Here is a 12,860-nt window from a genome sequence, read left to right on the forward strand (position 1 = left end):
AAAGAAGAACGAGACTAGCGGACCACCCGATACCGAACATGCGTCACCAGGCCAGTCGCGCGCACTTCTGCCTGTTCAAGCTTCAGGTCCCCGACGCCGTCGAGCAATCGCTCGCCACCACCAAGGACCATGGGTGAAATGTGCAGCCGCAATTCGTCCATGAGCCCGGCTGAAAGATACTGGCGGGCGGTCTGGGCTCCCCCGGCAATGGCTACATCTTTGTCACCGGCAGCTTCGCGGGCCTGCGCCAGCGCCGATTCAATGCCGTCTGTGACGAAGGTGAACGTCGTCCCGCCTTCCATCTCCAACGGCTCACGGCGATGGTGGGTGAGGACGAAAACCGGTGCGTGATACGGCGGTTCCTCGCCCCACCAACCCCGCCATTCCGTGTCCCACGCCTCGGGTCCGGGCCCTGCGAACATGTTGCGTCCCATGATGAAGGCACCGGCTGCGAGAATCCCTTCGATCTCGGGCGCATTCGCCTCCGGTTCGTCGAACATCCATCTATGCAGGAGCTCTCCGCCGTCGCCCAACGGCTCCTCCACGCGCTGGTTGGGGCCGGCAACAAATCCATCGAGGGAAACAGTCAGATCGCACGTGACTTGGCTCATGCGCCCATCATGCCACCACGGCCCCACAAGGGTCAGCGGTTGTATCAACCCACCTTGAAACCACCGTTGCTGTGCAGCACCTGCCCGTTGATCCATGAGCCTGCATCTGAGAACAGGAAACGAATCAGGCCGCGCCCCGAGCGGAGCCGTATGTGATCCACGTTATTACCGGCCGGTAAACACCACGCTACGGATCGGCCAAAGATGGCAACAGCGGCGAAACACCCGCGAAAAACCGGCCCCCTACGCTGATGATCAACAGCAGGTCACATGAGCGAAAGGGCCAAACATGTCCGCCATCCCGTCCGCACCTTCCCTCCACATCGTCATCGCAGGCGCCGGTCCTGCGGCCCAGGCTCTGGTGCGGCGACTTGCCGGAGAGCCCGACTCCCGGCAGCGCGCTTTCCACGGAACCATCACTGTGCTCAGCAACCGCGACGAGTGCCCGGACGCCCTGTTGGAACTCGCTGAACTTCCCCAGGTTTCGGTCCGCTTCGGGCAGGCTGCCAGCTTCATTGACGCCGATGCAAGGATCGTCACCACCGTGGATGGCATGGAGTTTTCCTACGACCAGTTGGTCATTGCAACCGGCTCGGCTCCGGCCCTTCCGCCGGTGGCAGGCGCGGAATCCAGCCTGAGCTACTCCACCATCGACGACGCCGCGAACATCGGCGAAGCGGTCAAGGACGTCACCCGCCTGGTGGGCCGCCGTCCATTGGGAATACTCGTCGGGAACGGGCCCGCGGCGGGGCAAGCCGAGGCTGTGCTGCGTGCCCGCGGAGTCCGCCCCGTCCGCACAACCCTCCGCCCTACCGCCGTCGTACCTTCCGCCACCACCGGCACGGGTGCGCAGGGTTCCATGCTGCCGGCCACCGGCATCCTCTTCGAAGACGGCAGCAGCATGAAAGGCGACCTGGTGGTGCTGGCCGAAGAGCGCACTGCCCGTAACGACCTCGCCGAAAGCGCCGGTCTCACAACCGCTCACGACGGCGGCATTTCAGTAGGTCGCGACCTCGCCACGTCCGTACCGGGCATCTGGGCGATTGGCGATGCCGCCTCCTGCGATGGACTTCGACTGGGCTTGCTTCTCTCCGCCGAGTCCTCCGCGATGCTGTGCGCCTCAGGCCTGCTCCTGAGTGCGGGCAAAGACGGTCAGCAGGCGTTGATCGCCGCCTGACACCCCGCTGGCGGCGGCCCGGTGGGCCCTCTGCGCATGTGGCAAGATGGTCCTTTGACGGGCAGTGACAACCCTGCGGCCACCGGGCCGGCCACGCCCTGCACGGAAGGATCCCATGAGCAACGAAGCCGTCGCGCCAGCAAATATTGCCTCCTACATTGACCACACACTGCTGAAGCCGGAGGCCAGCGAGGCTGATGTCCTCAAGGTGTGCACTGAGGCAGTCGAGTACAAGTTCAAGTCGGTGTGCGTTAACCCTGTCTGGGTCAAGACCGTCACCAAAGCCCTCAAAGGTTCGGGCGTGCTCACGTGCTCGGTCATCGGCTTCCCCCTGGGCGCCACCCCCAGCGACGTCAAGGCTTTCGAGGCCCGCGGAGCGGTGCTGGACGGCGCGGATGAAATCGACATGGTGATCAACATGGCCTCCGCCCGCGCCAACGACAAGGGCGCACTGGTGGACGACATCAGGGCCGTATCCGAGGTAGTCCACGCCGGGGAGGCCATCCTGAAGGTCATCATCGAGACCTCCATGCTGACCGATGAGCAGAAGGTCATTGCCTGCGAAGCGGCCGTGGAAGCCGGGGCGGACTTCGTCAAGACGTCCACCGGATTCAATGGCGGCGGTGCCACCGTTGAAGACGTTGCCTTGATGCGCCAGACCGTGGGACCGGAGCTGGGGGTGAAGGCCTCAGGGGGCGTGCGCTCCCTCGCCGATGCACAGGCTATGATTGCTGCTGGTGCAACACGTATCGGAGCGAGCTCCGGAATTGCCATTGTCAAGGGTGAACAGGGTTCATCCGCCTACTAAGGCTTCCGCTGCCGTCAGAGATTTTTGAGCCCTGCGGGGCGAGGAGGAATGAATGTCCAAGAACGCCACAAGCGCCCCCATTGAAAAAGAGAACAGCCTGGGCACCAGCATTGTGCTGTTCCTTGTCATGATCGTGCTCTTCCTGGGCGCCATCTACTCGCTTTCTTTCCTCAGCCTGGATAACCCGTGGCCGATGGCCGTCTGCCTCGGGCTGTTCGCCCTCGCGTTCTGGATACCGCAGACCATTCTTGGCCGCTCCGACTCCGCCGGCGAAAGCTAGAACCCGCATAATGACGCGGAATGGCCCGGGCCCCCGCCTGGGCCATTCCTTTTTGTTGGGCGTTTCCCTGGTGACCACACTCCTTCTCACGGGCTGCGGTCCAGCAAGTGCCCTCAGCCGGCCGGATGCACCGGACCGCATGGAACCAGCGTCCTGCGATGTGTTGGGAAGCAAGGCCGTCAGCGTCAAAGAATGGGTGGTGGAGGGATACGTCGACCCCGAGGACACCTCCAAATCCCTGCAACTGGCCATCGATAGCGCCTCCAAAAGTGGTGGAGCGATTGTGCAGTTACCCGAGGGCGTCTTCACCCTGGAACGTCCCTTGGTGATCAAGAGCAATGTTTCCCTCAAGGGAGCCGGGCCAACTACCGTCCTGAAAGCAGGCCCGGACTTTCTTGAATTCGAGGGGCCTTTCGGCGGCCATCCCCTGATCACCACCAACGGCGCACAAAACGTCACCATTTCGCAGCTCACAGCGGACCAAAACGGTGAAGAGTTGGATGGGAACCTTCCAGGACGCCTGCATGAGTACCTGGTGGATGTCCGCCACTCCAGCAACGCCCTGGTGGAGGGTGTCAGCACCCGGAATCCTTACACGTACTCCATCGCCGTGGTCGCCAGCAACAATTTCTGCATCCGTGATAACCACACATTGGTGACCAGCAGCGGCCGATACGATCAATTGGACGGCATCCACATCACTGACTCCCACGGAGGGTTGGTGGAGGGCAACACCGTTGACCAGCGTCAGGGAGATGACGGAGACGACGGTCTCGTGGCCCAAGCCCTCGGCGGGTCGGTTCATGACGTGACCTACAGAAACAATGACGTGCGCGGCGGATCCCACGGTTCGGGATTGCAGCTGGCCGTTGGTGAGCATGAAATCTACAACATCACTGTGGATGGCAACCGCTTTTGGGGTTCCCCCGATGGCGTCAAAACCGGATACTACGACGGCGGCACCGCGGCGGTTCACGATGTAGCGGTCACGAACAACGAATTTTTCAACCTTCAAGGCCCGTGGCTCAATTTCCACGGTGAGCTGGAAAACATCGTTGTGACCGACAACGGCACGTGCCAGGCCGGCACCATCATGCTCGAGGACGCACCCGGAAACGTTGTGGCCAACAACGGCACGAACTGCTGACCAAGACTCCCATCAGGGCAGTTGCACTACTCCGCCCAAGGCCGCCAACACGCCCGGCCAATGCTGTTGTGCCAACGTCCAGGCAGCGGCCCCCATTCCCACCATGGCGTAGCCGCTGACGGGGATCAGGACCAGCCATTCACGTCGGGAACCGGCCCGCCCCAACAACGGGATGGAGAAAGCCCCATTGGGCCGCCAGATTCCCCGGATCATGGATTTGCGGAGAAATTTGGGTGGTTTGATGACGATGGGCCATAGAAGCGGCACCCCGCCGACCGTAATCATGTCCCCCACGATGTGCACTACCACCCCGGTAAGCATGGACAGCGGCAGCCAACCCCATTGGTCCGGCGCAAACCACGTCACCAGGCCGGCCATCACCAAAGCGAACAGCCAGTTGGTAATCCAGCCCGATTTTGGAAACAGGTTCAACGCCTTGGCTGCCAGGTTGATCATGAACATGCACAGCAGCCCGGCTCCAATGGAGAGCTTGCCTACCGGCGTCACCATCTGGAACTGGGCCGCCATTGCTGCGAGCACCACAAACGCGGAAGCCCCCAACAGCGAGTGTGTCCCTTGGCGGTGACCTCCGCTGGCTTTTTCGATTCCCACTGCAATCACATTGGACAGCGGCGGCAGCGAATTCGCGATGGTGCTGTGGCGGTGGTCCCAATCGACTACCAAAGCAGTTCCCGCCGTCGCCATGGCGCCGATCAGGATTCCAGTGGAATCCAAGGGATACCAACCCAAGGCGTACGGGCCGGTCGAGGCAATAGCAATCCACGCCGCGGCTCCAGACGCGGCGTGATGTCCTCCCATCATGCAGTTAGCCAGCCTTTACAGGTACTTCAGCGAAAATCGCTTCAATGACGTTATTGGCCCATTGCAGGATCTCGGCGTCCTGCAGATCCCGTCCACCGATCCTGGCTGTCTTGGGCTTGGGAATCAGCACCGCATCCAGGGCAGGCTTCACCTGCGAACCCGGATACATGCGGTTCAGGCGCATGGTTTTGGACTCGGGCAGTTGCGCCGGCGAGAAGCGGATGAAGTTGCCTTGGAGTGCGACGTCGGACAGGCCGGCTTCGCGGGCACCCACCCGGAAGCGGGCCACTGCAATAAGGTTCTGGGCAGGCAGCGGCGGCTCGCCGTAACGGTCCACGAGTTCGGCCAGGACCTCATCGATCGCCTCGTAGGTGATCGCGGAAGCCAGCTTCCGGTACGCTTCCAGGCGCAATCGTTCGCCGGGCACGTAGTCGTGTGGCAGGTGGGCGTTGACTGGCAGTTCGATCTTCATTTCGGCGGCCTTCTCCTCGGCCTCGCCGCGGTACTCGGCAACAGCCTCGCCCACCAGACGGATGTAGAGGTCGAAGCCGACGCCTTGGATATGGCCGGATTGCTCGCCGCCCAGCAGGTTGCCGGCGCCACGGATTTCCAGGTCCTTCATGGCCAGCTGCATGCCGGCGCCAAGCTCGTTGTGGGCTGCCACGGCCTTGAGCCGCTCCAACGCCACCTCGCCAAGGGGTTTCTCTGAGGGGTACAGGAAGTAGGCGTAGGCACGCTCCCGGCCACGGCCAACACGCCCGCGGAGCTGGTGGAGCTGCGAAAGGCCATACTTATCGGCCCCGTCCACAATCAGGGTGTTGGCGTTGGAGATGTCCAGACCGGTCTCGATGATAGTGGTGCAGACAAGGACGTCGAAACGCTTCTCCCAGAAGTCCACGATGATCTTCTCAAGGCGGCTTTCGGACATTTGCCCGTGGGCTACTTCAACCCTGGCTTCGGGGACCAGCTCCCGGATCTGCGCGGCGATACGTTCAATGGACGAGACGCGGTTATGTACAAAGAACACCTGTCCCTCGCGCATGAGTTCGCGGCGGATCGCGGCGGATGTCTGCTTGTTCGTGTACGGACCCACGTAGGTCAGCACAGGGTGGCGTTCCTCCGGCGGCGTCGCCAAGGTGGACGTTTCGCGGATGCCCGTCAGCGACATCTCCAGGGTTCGCGGAATCGGCGTGGCACTCATGGCCAGCACATCCACGTTGGTGCGCATCTTCTTGAGCGCTTCCTTGTGCTCTACGCCGAAGCGCTGTTCCTCGTCAACAATTACCAGGCCAAGGTCTTTGAACTCGAAGTCCTTGGACAGCAGCCGGTGCGTACCGATCACCACGTCCACGGCTCCGCTCTTAACGCCTTCAGCCGTCTCCTTGGCTTCCTTGCCGCTTTGGAACCGGGACAGCGGCTTCACCCGCAGGGGAAAGCCGGAGAAGCGCTCGGTGAACGTTTCGTAGTGCTGCTGCGCAAGCAGCGTGGTGGGAACCAGGACCGCCACCTGTTTGCCGTCCTGGACGGCCTTGAAGGCAGCGCGGACGGCGATTTCGGTTTTGCCGTAGCCCACGTCCCCGGAAACCAGCCGGTCCATGGGGATCTCCCGCTCCATGTCCGCTTTGACCTCGTTGATGGTGGTCAACTGATCCGGCGTCTCCACATAGGGGAACGCTTCCTCAAGCTCACGCTGCCACGGGGTGTCGGGCGCGAAAGCGTGGCCCCGGGAGGCCATGCGGGCGGAATACAACCGGATCAGCTCACCCGCGATTTCTTTGACAGCCTTGCGTGCTTTGGACTTGGTGCTGGCCCAGTCCGCGCCGCCCATCTTGCTCAGCGCCGGGGCATCTCCGCCCACGTAGCGGGTCACCTGGTCCAGTTGGTCGGTTGGTACGAAGAGCCGGTCCCCAGGCGCACCACGCTTGGACGGCGCGTACTCCAGCACCAAATACTCGCGCAGCCCGGCATCGGACGACGACGTTCCCGTTACCTTGCGCTGGATCAGCTCCACGAACCGACCGATACCGTGTTGTTCGTGCACCACAAAATCGCCGGCGTGCAGCTGCAACGGGTCTACGGCGTTGCGGCGCTTGGACGGCATGCGCCGCATGTCCTTGGTGGAGCTCGCTGTTGCACGGCCCAGCAAATCGGCTTCAGTCAGCAAGCCAAGTTTGAGGCCGTCCAGGACAAAACCGCGTCCGACGGCGGCAGTGGTCACCTCGATGATGCCCGGCTGGGGCTCCTTATCCAGGGACTCCACGCGGGAACAAGGAATGTCCGCGTCATGGAACAGTTCGGCCAGGCGCTGGGCGGGTCCCGGACCGTCGGTTACCACCACCACACGCCACTGCTCGCGGACGCGGGAGCCGATGAACTCCAGCATTTCGGCCACGTCACCCTGGTAGCCACGAGGTTCGCGTGCCCGCATGTTGAGGACATCGATGTCCAGGACCAGGTCCTCATCCGAGGCGAGGGAGGTGATGGACCACCAGGACACGCCATGTTCCAAGGCCGCAGAACGGGTATCGGTGAGCGACCGGAAACTGGCGGCGTGCAAGTCCGTGGATGCCTGGGACGAAAGGTCAAGGGGCGCCGCACCGCCGTCGGACGCCGTTGACCAAGCAGCTTCCAGGAACTCCTCGTTGGTCGCTGCGAGGTCGTGCGCGCGGGTGCGCACCTTCTCGGGTTCGATGACCACGGAAAGCGAGCCGGCCGGGAGCTGGTCCACGAACGGGACCATGGCATCCACCAGCACGGGAGCCAGTGACTCCATGCCTTCAACAGCGATGCCGCCAGCGATCTTCTCCAGCATGTCGGCCGCGGCAGGCATGTCGGCCTTGAGCTTGGCCGCACGGGACATCACTGAAGCGGTGATCAGGATTTCCCGGCACGGCGGGGCATGAAGCTCAGTGGGGTGGTGGATCCCGGGTGCGGACAGCGAGCGCTGGTCGGCCACGGCGAACCAGCGCATCTGGTCCACTTCGTCACCGAAGAATTCCACGCGGACGGGATGGTCCTCGGTGGGTGGGAAGACGTCAAGGATGCCGCCGCGGACCGCGAACTCGCCACGGTGGGTCACCATGTCCACGCGGGCGTATGCGGCGTCGGACAGGGCCCTGACAACTTCGGTGAAGGAACGCTCCTGCCCTACCTGTAGCGTCACCGGAACGAGGTCGCCCAAGCCGGCCACGATGGGCTGGACCACGGCGCGGACCGGGGCCACCACCACGCGCAAGGGGGCCGCCGTCGAGCTTTCAGGGTGTGTCAGGCGGCGAAGGACGGAGAGTCGGCGGCCCACTGTGTCGGAGCGGGGCGAAAGCCGCTCATGCGGGAGGGTCTCCCAGCTGGGGAAGGTGGCCACGGACTCCGCGGGGAGATAGGAGGCGAGCGCCGCGGTGAGGTCCTCTGCTTCCCGGCCGGTGGCGGTCACGGCGAGGACCACGGGAGCGCCCGCGCCATCGGCAGCGGCGTCAGCCAGGGCATCGGCCATTTCGGCGAGCAACACGGCACGCATGCCAGTGGGAGCGCTGATTTGGTAGTCGGCGTTCCGGTCGCTGAAGGACCGCTGTGCTTCCGTACGAACGCGCGCAAAAGTCTTGTCCTCCGCCAGTGCGCGGCGCAGACCGTTGAGGCTCATGGCAGAAACTCCTAGGGTGGGTCCAAGGGCAGGCAACACAAATGCCCGGAAATTCAGATGAATGCCGGGTCATTCCAGCCTACCTCTACCCCCAGCCACAGGAGTTCCTTTGCAGCCTTCGGAAGCTACGCATTCCAATACCCCGCAGGACACCAAGACGGTGCTGGTCACCGGTGCCACGGGCTACATCGGCGGGCGGTTGGTCCCGCGGCTCCTCGAAGCCGGTCACAGGGTCAAGGTCCTGATCCGCACACCACAGAAGATTGCCGACGTCCCCTGGCACGATCAGGTGGAGATTGTCCAGGACAGCCTGTCCGATGCCCAAAGCCTGTCTAGTGCGCTGACCGGAGTGGATGTCCTCTACTACTTGGTCCACTCGATGGCCTCCGGCAGTGGGTTTGAAGCCAAGGAAGAAGCGATGGCGAGGCTCGTGGCGCGTGCGGCCACGGATGCGGGCGTGGACAGGATCGTCTACCTCGGCGGCCTGCACCCGGAAAACGCGGAGCTTTCCATCCATATGCGGTCCCGGGAGACCGTGGGCCGTGTGTTCCTCGAGTCTGGGGTCGACTCCATCGTGTTCCAGGCCGGTGTGGTGATCGGTTCGGGTTCGGCGTCTTTCGAGATGATCCGCCACCTCGCCGAAACCCTGCCGGTCATGCCTGCGCCCAGCTGGGTTAATAACCGTGTGGAGGCCATCGCCGTCCGTGACGTTCTCCATTATCTTGTTGCCGCGGCCGCACTCCCGGAGAAGCTGAACCGTTCCTTCGACGTCGGTTCCAGGGATGTCCTGAAGTACAAGGACATGATGAACGAGTACGCCGTGGAGCGTGGGCTCCCCCGGCGGCTGGTGGTCGCGCTTCCGGTGCCTGCCCCCAAGCTCGCGGGCTTGTGGGTAGCCCTGGTGACGCCCTTTCCGCTGTCCATGTCGCTGCCCTTGGTGCAGTCGCTGCAACACGACGCGGTGTCGCGGGAGCACGACGTCGACGATTACATTCCCCAGCCCGACGGCGGCCTGACTCCCTACCGGCGCGCCGTCGCCTTGGCGTTGGGCAAGGAACGGGACGGGCAGGTTGAGACGACGTGGGCGAACGCGGGCATTGACGCCGATCCCCTGCCGAGCGATCCCGACTGGGCCGGTTACAAGGTGTTCCTTGACGAACGGACCTTCCACAGCGAGGCCAAGCCGGAGCACGTCTGGACGATCATTGAGGGCATCGGTGGCAAAAACGGCTGGTATTCCCTTCCCTTGGCTTGGCGGGTCCGGGGTTGGCTGGACAAGTTGCAGGGTGGTGCAGGGCTGTTGAGGGGTCGCCGGCACCCGAAGACCCTGAACACAGGTGAAGTGGTGGATTGGTGGCGGGTGGAGGCCATTGACCGCGGACACCTGTTGCGGTTGCGCGCCGAGATGCGCGCCCCCGGCGGCGCTTGGCTTGAGTTGGCAGTGGAGCCCGACGGTGACGGCAGCCTCTATAAGCAACGCGCCATCTTCTTCCCGCGCGGCTTGGCGGGAAGGCTTTACTGGCTGGGCGTGTATCCCTTCCACGGGTTCATTTTTCCCTCAATGGCCCGCAACATTTCGGCCGCGGCCACTACCCTCCAGGAGGCCGGTTCAGTCGTGTCCACCCGGACCCCGTAGGATGTTGGGAGCTAAAAAGCTTCACCACAACCATCCACGGAGGACCCATGGCCCTGAGTGCATCCACCACCCTGCCCCACAGCGTTGACCGCGTAGCTGCTGTCTTCGTCAACGAAGATTTCCTGCGTCACACCAGCGAATACGTGGGCGGCTCCTTGGAATCGTTCACCGTTGACGGCGACACTGCCGGCGCTTTCACCACCACCACGGTTCGCACCCTGCCCACCACGCGCCTGCCGGACATCGCCCGCAAGTTCGTCGGCGAAACGCTGAAGGTGACCCAGACCGAGAAGTGGGAAGCCCCGGCTGCCGACGGTTCCCGGTCCAGCACGATTGCCCTGAAGATCTCGGGCGCTCCGCTTGACGTCACCGCGGTCCAGCGCCTTGTTGCCGAGGGTGGTAGCACCCGGATCGAGCTCGAAGGCAACGTGACCTCCTCGGTTCCGTTCCTTGGCGGCAAGATCGCTGATGCCGCCGAGCCCATGGTGGGCAAGGCTTTGGGCATTCAGTCGCAGCAGGCTCAGGCCTGGCTCGAAAGCCACTAGCGTGGAAATCCCCGCAATCCTGGCGGTTGTCCTGATCGTCGCGGGTGTCTGGTCCTTGGTGGTGTGGCCGCAGTTCCTGAAGCGTGTCATGAAGGACCCGCGCGCCCGCGATGCTGCCGGGAAGGCCACCAAGTTCCTCACGGTCCACGTTGTGCTGGTCACCATTTCCATGGTGCTCGGACTTGCGACGGCGGCCATCGGGATCGCGGGCATGGTCGCCTGAGTTTCACCCAACTAAGTCGCAGATCAGGCCGTTTGGAGCGTTCAAAACGGCCTGATCTGCTACCTACTTGGGTAAGATGGATATTGGTGTGCCGGGAAGTCTGGTCGGCGGTTCTTTTGCAGTACCCGCAAATGCCCGCCCACTTACAAGGAGCCCCTGTGCCCCAGCCGACCAGCCAGCCGCAGCCACCAGGTCAGTCCCGGAACCAGACCGGCAAAGTTTTTTCACGCTCCAGCTACCCCGAGTACCGCAGGATCCTTTCGATCCTCCGCACGGAGACAGTTGGCGGCGCCCTCCTCCTGGCAGCCACAGTGGTGGCGCTCATCTGGGCGAACTCCCCTGCAGCAGACGGCTATTTCGCACTCCGCGACGTCAAGATCGGCTATGAACCCTGGCATCTTGAGCTGAGCCTGGGCCATTGGGCTTCAGATGGTTTGCTGGCGGTGTTCTTCTTCCTCGCGGGACTCGAACTCAAGCGCGAATTCGTAGCCGGGGAACTCCGGAAACCTGCCCGGGCAGTGGTCCCGGTGGCCGCTGCCGTTGGCGGAGTGGTAGTTCCCGCCCTGATCTACGTTCTGTTCAACATCGGAACGGCTGGAGAAACACTCAAAGGGTGGGCCATTCCCACGGCCACGGACATCGCCTTCGCCCTTGCAGTGCTGGCCGTCATCAACACGCATCTGCCCGCCGCGCTCCGGACATTCCTGCTGACGCTCGCAGTGGTGGACGACCTCATCGCCATCGGCATCATCGCCTTCTTCTACTCCAGCGGGCTCCAGCCCCTCATGCTTTTGGCTGCCCTGGTCCCACTGGCTCTCTTCACTTTCCTTGTCCAGAAGCGGATCCGCAGCTGGTATCTCCTGCTGCCGCTCGCCTTGGCCACCTGGGGCTTCGTTCACGCCTCCGGCATTCACGCCACCGTGGCAGGAGTGCTGTTGGGCTTCGCCGTTCCGGTCCTCGCCAGCGGCAAAAAGGGAGAACCGGCCGAGGGCCTGGCCGAGCACCTCGAACACAAACTACGCCCGTTCTCGGCAGGCTTCGCCGTGCCCGTCTTCGCGTTCTTCTCGGCGGGCGTTGCCTTGGGAGGGTTGGACGGCATGGGGGCCGCCCTCAGGGATCCGGTGGCTTTGGGCATCGTGGCAGCGTTGGTGGTAGGCAAGGCCGTGGGTGTCTTCGGCACCACGTTCCTGGTCACCAAAACCACCCGCGCAAGCCTGGATTCCAGCATCGCCTGGATCGACCTCTTCGGGCTGGCACTGCTGGCCGGCATCGGTTTCACTGTCTCGTTGCTGATCGGCGAGTTGAGCTTCGGCGCCGGCTCTGCCCATAATGACCACGCCAAGGTTGCCATCCTGGCAGGTTCCCTGATCTCGGCGCTGCTGGCCGCCGTCGTGCTCAAGGCCCGCAATCGACGCTACCGCCAGGTCCAGGCAGATGAAGAACGGGACGACGACGGCGACGGCGTCCCTGACGTCTTTGCGCGCGCCTAACGAGGAGGTACTGCTGTTACGCGGTGGCTTGGTTTAGCGCGTCCTCGGCAGCGACCCAGGAAATCATGGCGCATTTCACGCGGGCGGCGTAGCGGGCCACTCCTTCGAAGGCAGCGGCATCGCCCAGAATCTCCGGGTCAGCCTGGACCTTTCCGCGGGAACGCAGAACCTCGCGGAAGTTATCAATGACGGAGTGCAGTTCCTCCACGGACAGGCCCTCCCCCAGGTCGCTGAGCACCGAGGCAGAAGCCATGGAGATGGAGCAGCCAGCACCGTCCCAGCTGATCTGTTGGACGGTTCCATCGGACACCGCCAGCCGCAGCGTCACTTCATCCCCGCACACGGGGTTCAGCTGGTGCGATTGACCGGTGGATGTACCGTCCGGAGCCTCGGTTCCGGCAAGGCCGCTGCCGTGCCGCTGCTTGGAATGGTCCAGGATGATCTGCTGGTACAGCTGGTCAAGACTCATGATGCCTATTGCCTC

At 63.3% G+C, this 12,860-nt stretch carries 12 protein-coding genes; 8 read left to right on the plus strand and 4 right to left on the minus strand.

The genetic code is table 11. The annotated features are described in order from the left end of the window. Window positions 1-14: 14 nt before the first annotated feature. Window positions 15-611 (minus strand): dihydrofolate reductase family protein, encoded by a 597-nt coding sequence (locus M1D89_RS16440; protein ID WP_498645108.1) that lies wholly within the window; start codon window positions 609-611, stop codon window positions 15-17. Between the two features lie 289 nt (window positions 612-900). Here M1D89_RS16440 and M1D89_RS16445 point away from each other — a divergent pair, with 289 nt between their 5' ends. The 4 genes from M1D89_RS16445 (at window position 901) to M1D89_RS16460 (ending at window position 4,023) form a co-directional block, all read left to right on the plus strand. Next, complete coding sequence (locus M1D89_RS16445) at window positions 901-1,788, plus strand: FAD-dependent oxidoreductase (protein ID WP_498645110.1); 888 nt, start codon at window positions 901-903, stop codon at window positions 1,786-1,788. Between the two features lie 115 nt (window positions 1,789-1,903). Then, window positions 1,904-2,596, plus strand: coding sequence for a deoxyribose-phosphate aldolase (gene deoC, locus M1D89_RS16450; RefSeq protein ID WP_498645112.1), 693 nt, complete (start codon window positions 1,904-1,906; stop codon window positions 2,594-2,596). A 52-nt stretch (window positions 2,597-2,648) separates the two neighbouring features. Beyond that, window positions 2,649-2,876 (plus strand): hypothetical protein, encoded by a 228-nt coding sequence (locus tag M1D89_RS16455; RefSeq protein ID WP_402937664.1) that lies wholly within the window; start codon window positions 2,649-2,651, stop codon window positions 2,874-2,876. 70 nt (window positions 2,877-2,946) lie between these two features. Then, window positions 2,947-4,023 carry a right-handed parallel beta-helix repeat-containing protein gene (locus M1D89_RS16460; RefSeq protein ID WP_498645114.1) on the plus strand — a complete coding sequence of 359 codons (1,077 nt, stop codon included), beginning with the start codon at window positions 2,947-2,949 and terminating at the stop codon, window positions 4,021-4,023. A gap of 12 nt (window positions 4,024-4,035) precedes the next feature. Here M1D89_RS16460 and M1D89_RS16465 read toward each other — a convergent pair whose 3' ends face one another. Continuing rightward, window positions 4,036-4,845 (minus strand): metal-dependent hydrolase, encoded by an 810-nt coding sequence (locus M1D89_RS16465; RefSeq protein ID WP_014921147.1) that lies wholly within the window; start codon window positions 4,843-4,845, stop codon window positions 4,036-4,038. Between the two features lie 4 nt (window positions 4,846-4,849). Continuing rightward, on the minus strand, window positions 4,850-8,482 hold the full coding sequence (gene mfd, locus M1D89_RS16470; RefSeq protein ID WP_498645116.1) for a transcription-repair coupling factor: 3,633 nt from the start codon (window positions 8,480-8,482) through the stop codon (window positions 4,850-4,852). Window positions 8,483-8,591: 109 nt separating this feature from the next. Here mfd and M1D89_RS16475 point away from each other — a divergent pair, with 109 nt between their 5' ends. The 4 genes from M1D89_RS16475 to nhaA all read left to right on the plus strand — a co-directional run bounded on the left by M1D89_RS16475 (window position 8,592) and on the right by nhaA (window position 12,376). Then, a complete protein-coding gene (locus tag M1D89_RS16475; protein ID WP_498645118.1) occupies window positions 8,592-10,118 on the plus strand; it encodes an SDR family oxidoreductase in 1,527 nt (508 codons plus the stop codon). Between the two features lie 47 nt (window positions 10,119-10,165). After that, on the plus strand, window positions 10,166-10,663 hold the full coding sequence (locus M1D89_RS16480; protein WP_017199299.1) for a DUF2505 domain-containing protein: 498 nt from the start codon (window positions 10,166-10,168) through the stop codon (window positions 10,661-10,663). 1 nt (window position 10,664) lies between these two features. After that, a complete protein-coding gene (locus M1D89_RS16485) occupies window positions 10,665-10,886 on the plus strand; it encodes an SCO4848 family membrane protein (RefSeq protein WP_498645120.1) in 222 nt (73 codons plus the stop codon). Between the two features lie 158 nt (window positions 10,887-11,044). Then, window positions 11,045-12,376, plus strand: a complete 1,332-nt coding sequence (nhaA, locus tag M1D89_RS16490) for a Na+/H+ antiporter NhaA (RefSeq protein WP_498645122.1) — start codon at window positions 11,045-11,047, stop codon at window positions 12,374-12,376. A gap of 16 nt (window positions 12,377-12,392) precedes the next feature. On the opposite strand, the gene sufU is transcribed toward nhaA, so the two are convergent. Continuing rightward, window positions 12,393-12,845, minus strand: coding sequence for a Fe-S cluster assembly sulfur transfer protein SufU (sufU, locus tag M1D89_RS16495; RefSeq protein WP_498645124.1), 453 nt, complete (start codon window positions 12,843-12,845; stop codon window positions 12,393-12,395). Window positions 12,846-12,860: the final 15 nt, after the last annotated feature.

Source organism: Arthrobacter sp. D3-18, assembly GCF_054408525.1.